Source organism: Clostridium sp. FP1 (assembly GCF_011065975.2).
Lineage (GTDB): Bacteria > Bacillota > Clostridia > Clostridiales > Clostridiaceae > Clostridium_AD > Clostridium_AD tagluense.
The window spans coordinates 1,713,619-1,730,443 of sequence record NZ_JAAMNJ020000001.1 but is presented as its reverse complement, the minus strand read 5'-3'; the positions used below and the strand labels follow the sequence as shown (position 1 = coordinate 1,730,443).

The window sequence follows — 16,825 nt, the reverse complement described above, 5'->3', positions numbered from 1 at the left end:
GTCAAGCGTTCTAATATGTAGCATAGAATGCTTTCATCTTGTCAGGTGAACCAAATGCTAATTTAGCTCCCTTAGGGAAGAATACTGAATCACCTGAATGTGCAGTGTAAATCTTTCCATCCACTGTTACTGTAAGTGTACCTTCTATAACATAGTATAGCTCTTGGCAAGCGGTTTCCCAGTCGAAGCTGCAACCTTCAATTGTAATAACCCCTGCATTCATTTTACAACCATCATCAATATTGATGATTTCCTGATAAAATACTTTGTCGCTAGGGTTTCCAGTATCAAGAACTTCCATCTTTACCGAACTTCCACGAACTACCTTTAAACCACAAGGATCAACCTCAGCAATATATGGCTTATTAGAAAAAGAATCAAGGATTCCATTTAAAAGCCCTTTATCCATCATAGCTTTGAATACCTTATAAATCATATCTGTGTCGATTCCACCATCACTGGCTTTTGCCAGTGATGAAGCTATTTCTTCACAAGAATTTTTCGCCGCACAAGCCTGCGCCTGGGAACTCTTTACCTCACAAACATTAGCTTCGGAAGTCTTTGCCGCGCATACAGGAGTCTCCGTAGAAAACTCTATTCCACAAGCTTTCGCTGCGTCTTTGGCTGATGGAGTAATAATTGTATTACTATCAATATAAAATACTTTTTGACCCTTCTTTTCCACATTCTCAACATCTTTTACACAAATCAATTTTTTCATTCCTTCACATCCTTTCATAAATATAAGTTCTCATATATTAGAACAAAGATGACAACAGTCTGCCTGAAGGCGAAGCTATAACTTCTGCATTTACAAGCAGTCCTTTTTCTTTTGCAATAGCCTTTCCTGTTTCAATACCGGTTTCAACCGCAGCCACATCGCCGGTGAAAGTAAAGAATGACTTACCGCCTAGTCCATTTCCCAACCGGAGCTCTATAGGCTGTAATTCCGCTGCTTTCAAGATTGCATCAGCAGCGATAACCATGGTTGAAAGGGAGAAAGACTCCATAATTCCTAGTGCCTGAATTTCATCTGGCATAGTTGCACCTGTGATTGCTGGGAATACTAACGGGCTGACATTTGGTATAACAATAGAATCAACCAAAAATTCTTCTGCTAACCGCTCACCAATACTTACGGAATCTTGAACTGATGCAACATCGCCCTCAACAATAACTATATACTTACCGGGGCAAACAGAACTAGCTGTTACTATTTCCACATCAGAAATTTTCAGCATCTGATCTGCTACATATATACCTCGTGCAATACTTGTAAATTCAACCATACCTATTGCTTTCGACATATCAGTCCCTCCTTATCGTAATAAAATCATTTCCACACTCTACAACCGTTCCTGAAATGCTAGCATGAATTGTAGCCCCCAAATTATCTTCAGGAATTTTACCGATTAGCTGTCCCAGCTGCACATGATCGCCAGTAGAAACAACGGTCACTGCAGGTGCCCCTACATGCTGTCTTGTTGCAATACGTACCAATTCAGGTTTTATTTCAACTTTCGTCATAAGCGCTGGCTTGTCAAAATCATTCAAACCCAGTCTAGCGACAATACGCTTACTTGGAACCAAACGATACTCACGGTTTTTGCGAGAAACGAATTCTGATTGCATGGGCTTGTACCTTATATTCTGCTGGGCCAATTTTTCTTTAAAATAAACATTTGCAGATTTCGGATATAATCCTACCGGGCATGAGAATAATTCACATAAATTACACTGACAACATAACTGTGAAACCTTCTGGCCTTCAACATCCGTTAATGCATAATTTAAAGCTCTCATCATCTTATGTGGCTGTACATTATGTCCAAGAAGATAGCGAGGACACATATCCGTACACATACGGCACTGCTCACAAGAAGCCCTATTCACTCTTCTTGCCTGCTCTAAGTTCATAGATTTCTTGCGAATCAGAGAATGCTGCTTTTTCAAAATTACAAATCCCTTATTTTTCTTTGTAACATATCCATCTATATTACTCATGACAGGACCCATCATAGGACCACCATCAATAACTGCATAATCATCAAAATTTTCTATACCACTCAGCTTTAGCACATCTATAATAGGTGTGCCTACTGGCACTTTTACAGTCAAGCTTTTAGGTATATCTCCTGCAACTGTGATATATTTTTCTGTAACTGACTGCCCCAGGGAAGCATTGTAAATATTTAATGCTGTTTCTGTATTGACTACTACACATCCAACCTGAATTGGGATACCCATTTCAGGAACAACTCTACCTGTCAATTCATAAACCAAAACTTGCTCATCACCTACAGGATAAACATCTGGAAGCTCTTTCACCTCAACGAAATCACCTACCTGCAATGCCTTAATTCTCTCTCGCAGAATAGAAATTCCTTCTTTATGCTTTCCTTTAATACCTATAATAGCTTTGCTTGCAGAAACCAATCTTCCTGCTGCTTCAAATCCTTTAATTACCTCATCGGGAAATAGTTTCATCAACTGCTGATCAACCCGAAGCAGAGGTTCACATTCAGCTCCGTTAAGAAGTATATATTCCGATTTTGATGCTAGTTTTACATGGGTAGGGAACCCTGCACCCCCTGCACCAATAACACCGGCTTCTCTCACCATATCAAGAAGACTCATTCTTACCCCTCCTGTTATTCTCTGGGGCACATAACAATTATCAATTGTTATTCCCTTCTGTATTCCTAGTAAGCACAAAACAATTATCAATTGTTATGCCTCCTGAATTTATCTGAAATTGCAATCATCATCAATGATTCCCACAACAACCGCATCAACTGGGATATCATCATTACCTAGCATTCGGCGAGCCGATGAGCCAGTGCTTACAATAACCCTATCTCCAATACCGGCACCGATAATATCTACAACAATCAAACGCTCACCGGCACTACTACCGCCAATTACTTCTGCTAGCATAAACTTTAGTCCATTAAGTGATTCTGCTTTTCTTGTTGCCCATATGCTATCAATCAGTTTTGCTGTTAACATAAATCTTTCTCCTTTTTAAGCTGCTGCTTAATCTCTTGAATTGCAGATTCAACAGATGCAGTATCGCCAAAAATCGCAATCATTATCATGTTCTGCGGACAACTTCCTCTGATATCTTCTACTGTGACACCAACCGCCTTTTCAGCAATGTCCGCTGCGCAAATCATCTCTATCATTCTTCCCTGCACAAGACCAACTGCATCAACACAAATTCTGTTTTTGTCCACACCCGGCCCCATTCGCCGCATAAGAATATCTACAGTACCAACTGTCGGTGATTTAATAATTCGAAACTCCATATCTAAAATCGCCCCCTTTACCTTATACTTTGCTGCGTGCAGCTAAGTGCTATTCCTAGTGGGGTTACAAACATAGGATTTTGAGGCTTATGAGTGAAAATACCTGTCTGCTTTTCTATGATTTTTTCAATACCGGTTAGGCAGCATGTTCCTCCAACCAAACATATTTCCTTTACATCATAACCTTTGATATGCTGATTAATAATAGATGCAATTTTTTCAACTACTGGCTTAAGTACTGGTAACAGTTCCTTGTGATTTTTAGGATCACGCTTATACAATTCGCCTTCCGGAAAAGACATTTTATATGCACCTGAAACAACTAAGGAAAAATGTGTACCGCCTGTTGGCTCATCCTCAATGCAAACAACTTCTCCATCCTTTAAAATCGAAATTCCGGTTGTTCCACCGCCAACATCTACAACTGCACCATCCTTAATTTTAAGGACATTATTGGCAGCTGTACATTCATCAAGCACATTTGTCACTTCAAAACCAGCAGCCTCAACCACATTCTTAACTGCTCCTGAATCCAAAGCATCTGTCCCCGGCGGAATGGCAGCCGCTGCATAAATAAGTTCTGTACCAATCTTCTCCTCAATCTCCTGCTTCAGTTCTCTTACAATTTTAATTGCACCCATATAATCTACAACCATACCATCTCGAACTACATCTGCATACCTATAAGCACCTGCCACGGGTTTGTAATTTTCATCCAAAACCGCTAAAACAACACATGCCGTTCCCAAATCAACTCCTGTATAATAAACAGAAGATTTACCCACAATGGGATGTTCCACTACATATTCAAAATCCCGGACAAGCTGATCACAGTATTCAAAATTTAACTTTTTTTCTGACATTTTCCACCTCCTAAAACCGAACAAATCATTTGGGACAAGGTATTAACAATCTGATTAACCTTCCCGATAATTTCTATGCACAGCTCATTATCATCATTACTTCCCTCATATACTTCTAAAACAACTGGTTCAATTTCGCGAAGATTGCAACGTAGCCTATGCAAAATTATGATTTCCCTTCCCTTTGCAAGCTGCATATGGAACTCTGTAATTTCAAAACAGTCATCTAAATCATCAGAAAATTTATCTGAATTAACCCCTGTGCATTCAGTGAAACTGAGGTTCTCGGCAGAACCTTTCCCCTCCGCAGCATTTTTAATGCAGGTGAATTGTTTGCCTAAATTAATAACTCTCTGTGCCAAGAAAACATCCTCACTCAAAAGTTCTTGTTCAGATAAAAGAAACAATGCCTCCGTGGACTTCATCTTGCTACGAAGTTTCTTCTTTTTCCAATTATTCTTCTTCTCAGGTACTTCAAGTGGCTGTTTTTCTTTTACATTTACAGTACTTTTCTTTGTAAAAGGATCATTTTCATACATATTGATCCGATGGTCCGACAGAAACTGACGTGCTCCAGGCGTAAGTCTTGCTCCTGGTTCTAACTCATAAGTTGTAAAAGGTTCTATTTTATTGAAATCCCGCAAATCACTTTCGGTAATAAATTTCATTTTATTCCCCCTTTACTTTTTTTTCAAAAGTAAATAAATATTCTTTTAAAGCAACCATGCCTACATCACTAGAAGCACTAATCTTATAATAAGGCTCAGGTATTCCTATTTGCTTCAGCTGTTGGAAACACAAATCCTCATTTTCCGCCATTAAATCACTTTTCGTTATTACACCAATTACAGGGCATCTAAACGCCTTTACAAAACCAGGTGGATAAACGTTACTGACTCTTGACTGATCAACTAAAATCAAAACATGTGATGCATCTTGCGCGGTTGCAATTAAATGTTTGTACATCCAGGGGCTTTCAATATAAGCACCTGGAGCATCTATAGTATTCTTTCCATAAATAATATCCTGTGTTTTCCTGAGTGGTCCATCATAATCATTAAGCGCATTAACCAATGTGGTCTTTCCGCAATTCATCGGTCCTATCACCATTACTCGCTTCTTTCTCATGTTCTTGTAATAGGAGCTGTCATAAAGTCTAGCAAATTTTTCAATGTATCATTTACCGCATTAAGTGCTGTTTCAACGCTCTGCACATCACCAGTGATAATTACAGACCCCGTAAAACGGTCCAAAAATCCAATTTCAACATCCGCTGCCTTTGTTGCAACATCCGCTGCAATAATAGCGGCTTCGTAGGGTGTTATAGTTAAAATTCCAATTGACCCCTTATTGTCTATCCCCAAGCGCTCATAAATATCCGGCATAGGCGAGGCAATAACATGAGCAATTGTAACCTGCTTTCCAGGTACCGATTCTTCTATGACACGTTGTATAGATTTTTCACCAACTGCTCCCATAAAAGTTACCTCTCAATCTATTTTCTATTCTAAAAATCATTTATCAGTGCTTGATAACCGCAACTGGGAAATCATATTTTTTAATCCAGCTCTCAATCATGTCAAGTTCTTCGCTGCTTAAGCTTGGATCTCCCTCTATTGGATAGTCCATGCCGAGCTGTGTGTACTTATTTACGCCTAGTTTATGATAAGGAAGCAAATCTATACCTTTAAAATTTTTGTAATTACGGAAAGGCATCAAAAATTCAATTACTCTCTCAATCTCATCCTGATTATCATTTATGCCTTTGAGCAAGGGCATTCTGACCTTTACGTTATACCGTAGGTGAAGAAGTTCCTTCAAATTTTCTAGTATTCGCTCATTGTGTACTCCTGTAAGCTTGTAATGGCGTTCAGGCTCAATATGCTTTATATCAAAAAGGAATAAATCCGTGAACTCAGCAACCTTAAGTATCGCTTCCCGTTTTGCATAACCAGAAGTTTCAATGGCAGTATTAATTCCTTCTTGCTTACATGCCATAAGCAAATTTGCTGCAAATTCAGGTTGCATTAGTACCTCACCGCCACCTAACGTAACTCCACCGCCTGACACATCATAAAACATAACGTCTTCTTGAATAATTTCCATAAGCTCGGAAACAGTTTTTACCTGACCAACAATGGATAATGCAGATTCAGTACAAGCATCCTCACATTTTCGGCAACCTATACAATCAATGTTACGGAGCACCTCATGTTTTAGCTCTTTTGAAATAACATGTATGGAAGCCGGGCAAACACTAACGCAGGCACCGCAATTAATGCAAGAATCTCTTTTGTACATAACTTGATGTTTTCGTTCAAGTCCTTCTGGATTGGCACACCATTTGCAACGCAATGGGCATCCTTTAAAGAACACCAGTGTCCTTATTCCCGGACCATCATACATATTATATTTTTGAACATTGAAAATCAATGCTTTTCTTTCTATTACAGCTACTTTTGTATTGCTCATAATATCTAATCTCCCGTTCAAATAAATAATTCAACTGGGCCCAATCCTCTAGCATAACCTGCATCATAAGAGAATCGGGCGTCAGTTAAGTCATTTTAAAGTCAATGGAATACCCTAATTAGAAATGTGTCAGCATAGTTCTACTGATAATTTCATCCTGAACATCCTTGCACAATTCAACAAAGAATGCACTGTACCCTGCTACTCGAACAATTAAGTCACGATACTGTTGTGGATTTTTCTGTGCTGCAATCAATGTTTCATTATCTAGGTAATTAAATTGCATCTCTCCATTACCAAAGACGCAGGCACTACGAAGTAATGCAAGAATACCCTCTTCGCCTTCTGGTGTATCAAGTAGTCCCGCCATAAGCTTAAAGTTGTGAACCATTCCTATGTTCATAGTGTCACAAGCCATCTTAGATACAGATTTGATAATAGCAGTTGGTCCTTTAAAATCCGCACCTTGAGTCGGACTGATACCATCGGATAATGGTGACCAAGCCTCACGACCGTTAGCAGATGCACCAAGTAATTGTCCAAAAGGTGTATTGTTTGAGATAGACAAAGTACCATGGCTTAACACTGAATAAAGAGTCTTATACTTTCTGTGTTCCCTCTCTGTGAAGTTAATCAAATCGGAAGCAATCAAATCTACATAATCATCATCATTACCGTACTTAGGAGCTTTCAGGCAATCACTTTTCATCTGTTCATATCCAACAAATTCAGCTTTTAATCCTTCATTTAGTTGCTTCAAAGTATACTTCTTCTCATCGAATACTAACTTCTTAATAGCAGCCATAGAGTCTGTATGAGTAGCTAGTCCAGACCATATAACACCAGGTCCGAAGTTATACATAGCACCCCCAGCAGAAACATCCCTGCCACTCTCCATTGTGCCCTCATACATAATTGACATTAGAGGCTTTGGAGCTAGTTCTCTGTGGACACGTTGAGAAATAACAGTAGCAACACTTGACCACTTTGTAATGTATTTGATTTGTTCCTTAACAGCATTGTCGAACTGTTCATAAGTTTTGAAATTATCCAAGTCTCCCATATCAGGACAAACTTGCTTTTTATACCATAGAGGAACACCGTGGTTTAGAACCAATTCTATACAGATAGGCCACTGGGTATACGCAGTTGAAGTCCACTGGTACAAACGACCTGATTTCTGAGGTTCAACACAACCCATAAGGCAATAGTCACGGGCATCTTCCATAGAAACACCTTTTGATAACATCATCTTAATATGAGCATCGTCAAAATGACAAGCTGGGAATCCCATACCAGCACGAACAACGTCAACAATCTTCTTTAAATACTTCTTAGGTGACTTGTTGTGAATACGTGTAGCCAAAGATGGTTGATAAATTTTAACATGACGAACAGCATCCATTAGTAGGTACGTTAGGTCATTTGTTGCATCAATACCCTCACGAGTAACTCCGCCAACACACATATTTACAAATGGCTGATACCCTGCAAAGAACTTAGAACCGCCTTCACTTGTAACCCACATCATCTCAGACATTTTAATAAGCATACTACCAGATAGTTCAAATGCTTCAAACTCACTCATGCGGCCTTGCTCTATATCTGCTTTGTAGAAGGGATACATATATTGATCAACACGACCGATAGACATACCAGTTTGGTTTTCCTCAACTAGTAGCAGTGACTCAACAGTCCAAACAGACTGAATTGCTTCCCAGTAAGTACGAGGTTTATGTGCAGGAACATGTGCATTTATTTCAGAAATCTTCATTAATTCTGCTTTACGCTTAGGGTTAGTTTCCTTTGCAGCTAGCTGCGCAGCATGATCAGATAAACGCTTAGCATAAATCATAACTCCTTCAGTAGTGTCAATAACAGATTTATAGTAATAAATTTTTTCAATATCATCAGGGTTTTCGTAATTCAGTTTTTCCAAATGATCCTTTGCTTCCTGCTGAATATCCAGCATTCCCTTCTGCATAAGGATTACATCATATCCAGGGTTTGAATCCCCACCACCATTTATTGCATGGTAAGAGCAATCTGAAACATATGATTCGCCGGAAAGTTCCCAAAGGCCTGCCTCACGATACTGATCTTCACAGTATTCATCAATAGATTTTCCTTTCCAGAAAGGGAAAAGTTCTTCACGCATAAACTTTTTATCTTCTTCAGATATATAAAAAGGATCTTGAGCACGGGTTCCAATAGTCTCAAGTTCATCCTCCATCCATCTCCATGCGATATCAGGGGAACAAGCTCCAGCACGAGGTGCGCCGCAAGGTGCCCCTACAATTAGTTCATCCTCTTGAATTACCAAAGGTGCTGTCTCACAACAATATTTGAAGCTTTTACCACGGAATATACTTTTAGGCATACCAGGATTTTCCTTTGCGATCTTAGTAATTGCCCTAGCACGATGAGTTGTGATAGTCGGTGTCCATTTTAAATAGTTTTCTTTCAGTCTCTGAAGACGGTCTGTAATTCCATTTGGAACTTTTCCATCATTCTCGCTAGATGCCACATAACTTACAGTATCCTCTTTTGTAATTTCTTTCGAAACCCCTTCAAACATCTTCATTAAAGATGCTCGTTCTTCTGCAGACATATTTTTAGTCGCTTCTGCAAATTTATTTGTAAATTCACGAATATCCATATTCTTACCCCTCATTCTTTCATAATTATTTCAGATTTTGCATCTGATCTTTTTTAATGTTTACTGCTTATTTTTCATTCTCCATACACATCTGTAGGGCTATTTAATCTCTTCGAGAGCTTTTTTTAAAATATTCTGCAACTTCTCTATATCCTCTGAATTATACTCCAACTGCTTTGCCATGCCTTGCAGGGGAGTTTTTTCCACTGTAATCATTCCATCAATGATATCCTCTATATTCCGCACACCATATCCTACTTTGCGGATATAAATAAGATTCATTGGTGAAACATTATCGGAGGTCATACCTAGTCCCGCAGAACCGCTACCTAGCGTCAAAGCAGGCATCAAATTAGTTGTAGCACCCATGCTACCAAGAGAAGCAGGTGTATTAACAAGTACCCTACCCACGGGTTTTTTTAATGCAAACTGGCGAATCACTTCTTCGTTTTTTGAATGTATAACAAGGGTGTGTCCGTGCCTCTCACTTAAGAGCAGCTCAATGCACTTTTCGCAAGCATGCATCCAATCGTCTTCGATGTAGTAAGCTAGTACCGGGCAAAGTTTTTCCTTCGAATAAGGATTAGTTTCGGAAACATATTTCTGCTCTGAAATCAAAAGTTTTACGCTCTCCATAACAGAAAAACCTGCTCTCTTAGCCAATTCCTGTGCCGATTTGCCCACCATTTCTAGGTCCAAACTCCCATCACAATGGAAAAAGAGAGAACCAAGTTTTTGTGCTTCTTCCTCTGTCATAAAATGCGCACCGTTATTTTGCAGTTCGCGTTTTACATCAGCTGCAATACAGCTATCTACAACAATAGATTGTTCCGCCCCTGATACAATTCCGTTATCAAAGGTTTTACTAGCAATAATATCGCGTGCAGCCTGCTTAATGTCAGCTGTGCGTTCAATAAATGCCGGTCCATTGCCAGTTCCTCCATAAATGACAGGTTTTGCAGACTCATAGGCTGCTTTAAGCATTCCAGGAACGCCTGTATTCATAATCAAGGATGTTGCTTTATGATTCATTAACTGGATTGTCCCGCTAGGCGTCACAGTATGTAAGTATGCAAGAGCTCCTACTGGAAGTCCAAACCCTTCTGCTGCTCGAATCATAATATCAAGTGCCTTGCAAATTGTCTTCTTCGCCCTGGGATGGGGAGAAAAAATAATCGCATTGCCGGACTTGATTGCAATTAAAGCCTTGTAGATGGTTGTAGAAACCGGACTAGTTGCAGGACATAAAGCAATAATTACACCCATAGGTACACCTATATCCATGGTCTTGTTTTGAAGGTCCTCGTCAATAATACCTACACAACGCATTCCGCGAAGTTTAACTAGCAAATACTCAGAGGCAAATCGATTCTTGATATATTTATCCTGCCATTTGCCATAATCAGTTTCATCCCGGGACATCATAGCAAGTTCGCAGGCATACTTTCCGATTTCCTCCGCCATACGTTCAACAATTTCATCCAATTTTTCCTGTGGAAAAGTTGCTAGCAGTTTTTGTGCTTCACCTGCATTTTCAGCAAGAATTCGGGCTTCTTGGATGGAGAGTAAATCATTGTCAATAATATTCATTTCTGACTCTCCTTTTCATTTCATTAACTAAGTATTGTACTTTTGCATTTTATGCATTGCTACCATATCAGCCAAATATTAAGGATTCAGTGTTTCAAGTGAATAAAGTGCAATAATTTTTTCAAGGTCCGGGTGGGGGCTTGCAATAACAACTGAGCTATAAACTTCAGCACCCATATCCAATACAGCTTTTACGCCAGTATCTACAGCTGACCTACATGCCCCTACGTCTCCACGAACCAGCACCGAAATATAGCCAGAAGCTACATTTTCAAAACCAATCAATTCAACATTTGCAGCTTTACACATTGCATCTGCAGCCTCTAAAGCAAAAACTATACCAAATGTTTCTATTAAACCTAAAGCTCTGTAATTACTCGCCTGTGGTAGTTCCTTTGCATCGATGTCATATACTGAAACAACATCTCCAATATCTTTAATTGGTCTTGGCATAACATTTTGTGCTGTTAATGTACCTATTGCTGTAGCTGCCTCAGCTCCTGCTTCTACAGACGCCTTAACGGCAGCAATATCACCCTTTACCATAATTGTAACCAGAGTGGAACCTATATTTTCATATGCTACCAATTCAACATTGGCAGCCTTGAGCATTTTGTCTGCCGCCTCAATTGCAGGTACCATCCCTAATGTTTCAACAAGGCCTAATGCTTCTTCTCCATAATACCTCACTAAATATTCCTCCTTTTATATTATATTTTCTGGAATCTTTTAGACACTTACCTATTAAGGGTCTTGACTCCCTCAGAATTTAACTTTACTAAGCAAGACATTCTAAAACGTTTTCTTTATCACACTATTACCAACTCAACTACCATTTCACTTTATGTTAATAATAACTGAACAAGGCATTTTTTCATGGCATAAAGTGCGCTATTTTACCGCATTATATCCACCAGTTTTTTTGAAGTTTTTGTACTATCGTTACATTCTTGCACTAATAGTATTATTTTTTATTTTTACTCAAGATATTAAAGGAGATTTAGCCTCCCACTTACATAAGTAGGAGACTTTCTTTCTGAAATGTGATTTAAATAATACAAAAATCAGCTTCTAAAATCTCCAAGACTTTGGAAGATATTTCTTTAATAGCATTCTTCCTTCATCATTTATAGAATAATATATATATAATTCATATAATAACTCAAACCATTAATCCTTAATATAATTATTAATTGTAGCTGCGCCTTCATCATTTGCATGATAGTAAATCCTTAAATTACCGGACTTATCCATACCAAAACTTTTTTCTTCAAGAAGACCATTCGCTTCAGCTGTCATTAAAGCTGCAGTAACAGCATCTTTATTAAAAGCTTTGAAGTTACCATATTCACCTTTTAAAGCTTCAATAACGTCGTCTGCACATGCTCCTTTAATTTTTGTAAAATGTTTTAAAATAGCATAATTAAGTGGTTTCATACAATTACGCCTCCTTTTTCTTAAATAAATCCATTGGATTTACTGCGATTATCAAAATACCAATTGCCATTAATACAGCACAAATCCAAGATATAGGAGAGAGTGTCCAACCTTTTATCCCGAATCCCACACCAAGTATTATCCAGCAGCAGAACGGTCCGAAGAAAGAGTAAGTACCATTAGTTGCCATACCAAGCGCAACACCAGTCATACTAGAGCCCTTATACCAACTCATAAATGAAAGATAAGCGCAAAGACCACTAACAGCAAACCAAATCATAGCATGACCGCTTGTAAATGCTTGACCAATAACATGGAATGAAAGACCTACATTGCCCCCTACTATAGCTATGATAGGAATAAATATAATTAAATTTGCAAGTCCTGATGTTGTCTGACGAATAGCAATACCAATCTCTGAATCTACCATTGCTGTGCTATAACCAGCTATACAACCTTCAATACCCCAGCCAAGAGCAGCTATAATAGCAGCTATAATACCTATCCCTACACCCTTTTGTGCACCTCCAGTAATACTTGAGATACCAATCAAAGCACTTGCAGAAACACAGATACCAATACCTAAAATCATACGTTTTGTTAATGGTTGTTTGTATAAAACTCTGCCTAAAATAGCGCCAATAGCTGGGCAAAGGGCAGAAATCGGAACAATAATTGAACCAGCCGATGCAAGGCCAATAACATAAGCTGAATTAGCAATAGGGCCTCCCATAAGTGCAGCTAACATAATCATGCGACCCGGTTTAGTATTAAGAGTTCTAAAGAAATCTCCAAGTTTACCTCTAACACCTGCCATACCTAATGCCCAAACTGCACTACAAGTATCATTTACGCCACAACCAAGTGCACCAAGCATATATACAAGAGCAAATGCAGATAAACCACTTTTATTTGCACCAAACCAATCGCTCCAAACCCCCTGCGTCATAGCATATGCCAAAAATGCTGAAAATAATCCATATGAAAATCCTGAGAATAAACCAATTGTAACTCCTTTTCTAAAAAATCCTGATAATAACTTTTTTTTAGCAACGACTGCAGTCGAATTAGCTACTGCTTCTGACATAATATTACCTCCAATATTTTTGTTGTTTTGCCAAAAGACCTCATTTTAATAAAGTCTTTCAGACCTTTACGTGTATTCTAGAACACATATGATCAGTTCTAATATTCATTGATGCACAAATCATCTTACCTACGGATTTAATAATAGCTACAGGGCCTTTTGTACTTGATCCCTGAATGGGGCTTAAAACATCAAAAGGAATATTATTCGCACCCGCAATTACTGCTACCTCCCCCTTTTTTCTTTACATAGTAAATTAGAAATTTCTTTGAAGCGTTTTCATTAACAATATGTTGCGGTCTGGAAGTACTATTTCACTTTATGTTAATAATAACTGAACAAGACATCTTTCTATGGCATAATTTTAAATATTTTACTGCATTATATCCCCGAGTTTTCTGAAACTTTTGTACTATAGTTATTTTCTTGCACTAATAGTATCTATTTTTATGTTTAATTCGACATCATAATCCATTTTTTCTTATAATTCCATTTATTTATTCCAAACTTTTTTATTATATAATTTATTTCCCAATCAAACCTTTTTATAACAAAAATAAACCCCATGATTATAAAACTATAATCATGGGGGTTATATTTAGTTATTATATTCCTCCAATATTCCTACATGAGAATAGCAATATAATGTGACTGCAAAATTAATTATAGCAATTTTTTACACATTTGTTTATTTTATTAAAATTTAATTAGTAATATACAAATAACCCTCCCTGGGGACTTAAGTCCGTTATATTGCTCCCAGGTTTGGGTACACAACAAAACCCCATGATTATAAAACATAATCATGGGGTTTATAAAATTTAACTATTATCCTCTTCCTGTTCAAAAAATTGAACTTTCTCCATAATTCCTTACCTTCTATCACCTTAGTATTAAATAAATTTCCAGGTTTTAACTCCATTTTATTGCATCTATATTGCGTGCATCCATAATACTATGGCTCCACTACAATATCATCTCCAGCTTTGATATATCCCTCTGTAAGCACTCTCGCAAATATGCCTTCTCTAGGCATTATGCAATCGCCAACTAATTTCATGATTTCACAGCCTTTATGACATTCCTTCCCTATTTGTGTTACCTCTAAAACTACTTCTCCTATTTTAAGTTTAGTTCCCACAGGAAGCTCGTACAAAACTATTCCCTCTGTAGTAATATTTTCAGCGAACTTTCCGGAAGATAAGCCTTCTACTCCAGTAGCTCTCATTTTATCAATGCTCTCTTCTCCAAGAAAACTAACCTGTCTATGCCAATTTCCAGCATGTGCATCTCCAACAATCCCATGATCAATTTTAAAAAATCCACTTTCTATAGGATGTTTTACTACACCTTTTTTCTCACTTATATTTACAGCAGTAACCTTTGCCATTACAATCCCTTCCTTTCGAATATTCCTGATTTCCCTCCACTTTTTCGCGCGAGCATAATATTATTTATAACCATTTCCCTATCAATTGCCTTGCACATATCATAAATTGTTAGCGCTGCAACAGATACCGCAGTTAGTGCTTCCATTTCAATTCCTGTTTTTCCTACAGTTTTAGTTGTAGCAGTTATTTCAATCTTATTATTTTCAAAGTCTATTTTAAAACTAATATCACATCCAGATATCATTATAGCATGGCACATTGGTATTATTTGCGAAGTACTTTTCGCACCCATAATTCCTCCAACCTGCGCTACAGCCAGTACATCTCCCTTTGAAATAGATCCATCACTTATTCTTTCTAGAGTTTCTCTTTTCATAGATATTGACCCAACTGCTATAGCTTCCCGGACAGTATCACACTTTTCAGATACATCCACCATTTTTGCTCTTCCCTCTTCATTTATATGGGTAAGTTCCATTTTCTACCTCCTTTTTATTTAGCCCCCTATTTGGGACATTCCCTTAACGCTTCTACTAGCACTTTCCTCTCGCATATGATGTTCAAGTGGTTTACTCTCAATTGCCGATTTTATTGCATTTGTAAGCATCTCTTCATTATTGAGATATTTCCTAAGGTTTATCTCTTCCTTTGAATGAAGACAAGGCTTAATTGTTCCTGTGGAAGTAAGTCTTATTTTATTACAATCCCCACAAAATTTACAACTTACTGGACTAATGAACCCAATCTTTCCTTTTGCACCAGTTAGCTTGTACAACTCCGCAGTGCTACTTTTTTCAGTTCCAATTTTAGTGAGCTCTGGATGAAGTCCTAGCATCTCCATAAAGCTTAAATTGTTTTTTTCATACATCTTAATACCTTCACCTATAGGCATAAGCTCTATAAACCTTATTTCTACTGGTAATTCACGAGTTAAATTTAAAAAATTCTCAAACTCTACATCGTTTATGCCTCGCATTAATACCGTATTTATTTTAACAGGTTTTAATCCAAGTGATAAACACTTATCTATACTTTCCATTACTTTATCTAAATTTCCTACTCTTGTTATGCTTTTATACTTTTTACTATTAAGGGTATCAAGGCTAATATTAACTCTTTTAAGCCCTGCCTTTTTTAAATCCCCTGCCATATCAGATAGTAAAATACCATTTGTAGTTATGGCAATGTCATTTATTCCTGGTATTTTAGAAGTTTCATATATTAGTTTATCTATATCTTTCATAACTAGTGGTTCTCCACCAGTATATCTTATTTTATTAATACCTAGTGCCGTGGCTGCCCTTACAATTTTCAAAGTATCTTCAAAACGCAAGATATCTTCATGTTTTAAACTCTTGATGCCCTCTTCTGGCATACAATACACACACCTTAAATTACATCTATCAGTTACCGATACCCTTAAATAATTTATGTTTCTTCCATAACTATCTCTCATAAAATTCTCTCCTAAACTTCAATTATTTCCCCTAGCACTCGCTACTTGTGGCGCATTCACTAGCCTCTCCTTTGAGTATTTCAATCCCATGCGGAATTGCAGGCAATATAAATCCTAGATTTTCCACCGCAGCTTTTGGGCTGCCGGGAAGATTAATAATTAAGGTTTTTTTTCGAATCCCTGCAATACTTCTTGAAAGCATGGCCTTTGGTGTAATAGCAAGGGATTTCATTCTCATAGCTTCACCAATACCCGGTACATATTTCTCAATTACATTTTGAGTTGCCTCTGGGGTGACATCTCTTTGTGAAAACCCCGTTCCTCCATTAGTTAAAATTAAATCCACCTTAAGCTCATCACATAAATAAATAAGTTCACTTTCTATCTCCTGTTTTTCATCAGGAATCATTTTATAGTAGCTTATAATAAATCCCTTATCTTCTAATTCTCTTTTAAGTGCAGGCCCTGTTCCATCAATTCTTTCTCCTCTAGAACCTTTATCACTCATAGTTAATATTGCAGTTTTTATCATTTTCATCACTCCTAAATATATCTTTCTTAA

19 protein-coding genes and 1 pseudogene are annotated in these 16,825 nt (G+C 37.7%); all 20 read right to left on the bottom strand.

Annotated elements, in window-relative coordinates; translation table 11 throughout:
* Positions 1 to 10: 10 nt before the first annotated feature.
* Positions 11 to 721: a cupin domain-containing protein gene (locus G9F70_RS08390; protein ID WP_164944936.1), complete on the bottom strand. Its 711-nt coding sequence runs from the start codon at positions 719 to 721 to the stop codon at positions 11 to 13.
* Positions 722 to 758: 37 nt separating this feature from the next.
* On the bottom strand, positions 759 to 1,307 hold the full coding sequence (locus G9F70_RS08385; RefSeq protein ID WP_124997681.1) for a BMC domain-containing protein: 549 nt from the start codon (positions 1,305 to 1,307) through the stop codon (positions 759 to 761).
* Position 1,308: 1 nt separating this feature from the next.
* Positions 1,309 to 2,637, bottom strand: a complete 1,329-nt coding sequence (locus G9F70_RS08380) for a 4Fe-4S dicluster domain-containing protein (protein WP_164945004.1) — start codon at positions 2,635 to 2,637, stop codon at positions 1,309 to 1,311.
* A 108-nt stretch (positions 2,638 to 2,745) separates the two neighbouring features.
* The gene (locus G9F70_RS08375) at positions 2,746 to 3,009 is read right to left on the bottom strand and encodes a EutN/CcmL family microcompartment protein (RefSeq protein ID WP_124997677.1); all 264 of its coding nucleotides are present in this window, start codon (positions 3,007 to 3,009) and stop codon (positions 2,746 to 2,748) included.
* Complete coding sequence (locus tag G9F70_RS08370) at positions 3,003 to 3,308, bottom strand: BMC domain-containing protein (protein WP_124997675.1); 306 nt, start codon at positions 3,306 to 3,308, stop codon at positions 3,003 to 3,005. Before G9F70_RS08370 ends, G9F70_RS08375 begins: the two co-directional genes overlap by 7 nt.
* Positions 3,309 to 3,325: 17 nt before the next feature.
* A complete protein-coding gene (gene eutJ, locus G9F70_RS08365; RefSeq protein ID WP_164944937.1) occupies positions 3,326 to 4,171 on the bottom strand; it encodes an ethanolamine utilization protein EutJ in 846 nt (281 codons plus the stop codon).
* Positions 4,153 to 4,839 (bottom strand): ethanolamine utilization protein, encoded by a 687-nt coding sequence (locus G9F70_RS08360; protein ID WP_164944938.1) that lies wholly within the window; start codon positions 4,837 to 4,839, stop codon positions 4,153 to 4,155. The genes eutJ and G9F70_RS08360 overlap by 19 nt, the downstream gene beginning before the upstream one ends.
* 1 nt (position 4,840) lies before the next feature.
* Positions 4,841 to 5,299, bottom strand: a complete 459-nt coding sequence (locus G9F70_RS08355; RefSeq protein ID WP_164944939.1) for a EutP/PduV family microcompartment system protein — start codon at positions 5,297 to 5,299, stop codon at positions 4,841 to 4,843.
* A complete protein-coding gene (locus G9F70_RS08350) occupies positions 5,296 to 5,649 on the bottom strand; it encodes a BMC domain-containing protein (RefSeq protein ID WP_164944940.1) in 354 nt (117 codons plus the stop codon). Before G9F70_RS08350 ends, G9F70_RS08355 begins: the two co-directional genes overlap by 4 nt.
* 43 nt (positions 5,650 to 5,692) lie before the next feature.
* Positions 5,693 to 6,643 carry a choline TMA-lyase-activating enzyme gene (gene cutD, locus G9F70_RS08345; protein WP_164944941.1) on the bottom strand — a complete coding sequence of 317 codons (951 nt, stop codon included), beginning with the start codon at positions 6,641 to 6,643 and terminating at the stop codon, positions 5,693 to 5,695.
* A gap of 118 nt (positions 6,644 to 6,761) precedes the next feature.
* The gene (cutC, locus tag G9F70_RS08340) at positions 6,762 to 9,302 is read right to left on the bottom strand and encodes a choline trimethylamine-lyase (RefSeq protein ID WP_164944942.1); all 2,541 of its coding nucleotides are present in this window, start codon (positions 9,300 to 9,302) and stop codon (positions 6,762 to 6,764) included.
* Positions 9,303 to 9,401: 99 nt separating this feature from the next.
* Entirely contained in the window at positions 9,402 to 10,892 is a 1,491-nt protein-coding gene (locus G9F70_RS08335) for an aldehyde dehydrogenase family protein (protein ID WP_164944943.1), read from the bottom strand.
* Positions 10,893 to 10,970: 78 nt separating this feature from the next.
* A complete protein-coding gene (locus G9F70_RS08330) occupies positions 10,971 to 11,297 on the bottom strand; it encodes a BMC domain-containing protein (protein WP_224617824.1) in 327 nt (108 codons plus the stop codon).
* Positions 11,289 to 11,582: pseudogene (locus tag G9F70_RS08325) on the bottom strand (BMC domain-containing protein); the annotation flags it as partial. The pseudogene G9F70_RS08325 and the gene G9F70_RS08330, both read right to left, overlap by 9 nt.
* Before the next feature lie 480 nt (positions 11,583 to 12,062).
* Positions 12,063 to 12,329, bottom strand: coding sequence for a hypothetical protein (locus G9F70_RS08320; RefSeq protein ID WP_164944945.1), 267 nt, complete (start codon positions 12,327 to 12,329; stop codon positions 12,063 to 12,065).
* Positions 12,330 to 12,333: 4 nt separating this feature from the next.
* Entirely contained in the window at positions 12,334 to 13,416 is a 1,083-nt protein-coding gene (locus G9F70_RS08315; protein WP_164944946.1) for a hypothetical protein, read from the bottom strand.
* Between the two features lie 955 nt (positions 13,417 to 14,371).
* Positions 14,372 to 14,806, bottom strand: coding sequence for an MOSC domain-containing protein (locus G9F70_RS08310; protein ID WP_164944947.1), 435 nt, complete (start codon positions 14,804 to 14,806; stop codon positions 14,372 to 14,374).
* Positions 14,806 to 15,285 carry a cyclic pyranopterin monophosphate synthase MoaC gene (gene moaC / locus G9F70_RS08305; RefSeq protein ID WP_164944948.1) on the bottom strand — a complete coding sequence of 160 codons (480 nt, stop codon included), beginning with the start codon at positions 15,283 to 15,285 and terminating at the stop codon, positions 14,806 to 14,808. The genes G9F70_RS08310 and moaC overlap by 1 nt, the downstream gene beginning before the upstream one ends.
* 18 nt (positions 15,286 to 15,303) lie before the next feature.
* Complete coding sequence (moaA, locus tag G9F70_RS08300) at positions 15,304 to 16,263, bottom strand: GTP 3',8-cyclase MoaA (protein WP_164944949.1); 960 nt, start codon at positions 16,261 to 16,263, stop codon at positions 15,304 to 15,306.
* 31 nt (positions 16,264 to 16,294) lie between these two features.
* A complete protein-coding gene (locus tag G9F70_RS08295) occupies positions 16,295 to 16,795 on the bottom strand; it encodes a molybdenum cofactor biosynthesis protein B (RefSeq protein ID WP_164944950.1) in 501 nt (166 codons plus the stop codon).
* Positions 16,796 to 16,825 lie beyond the last annotated feature (30 nt).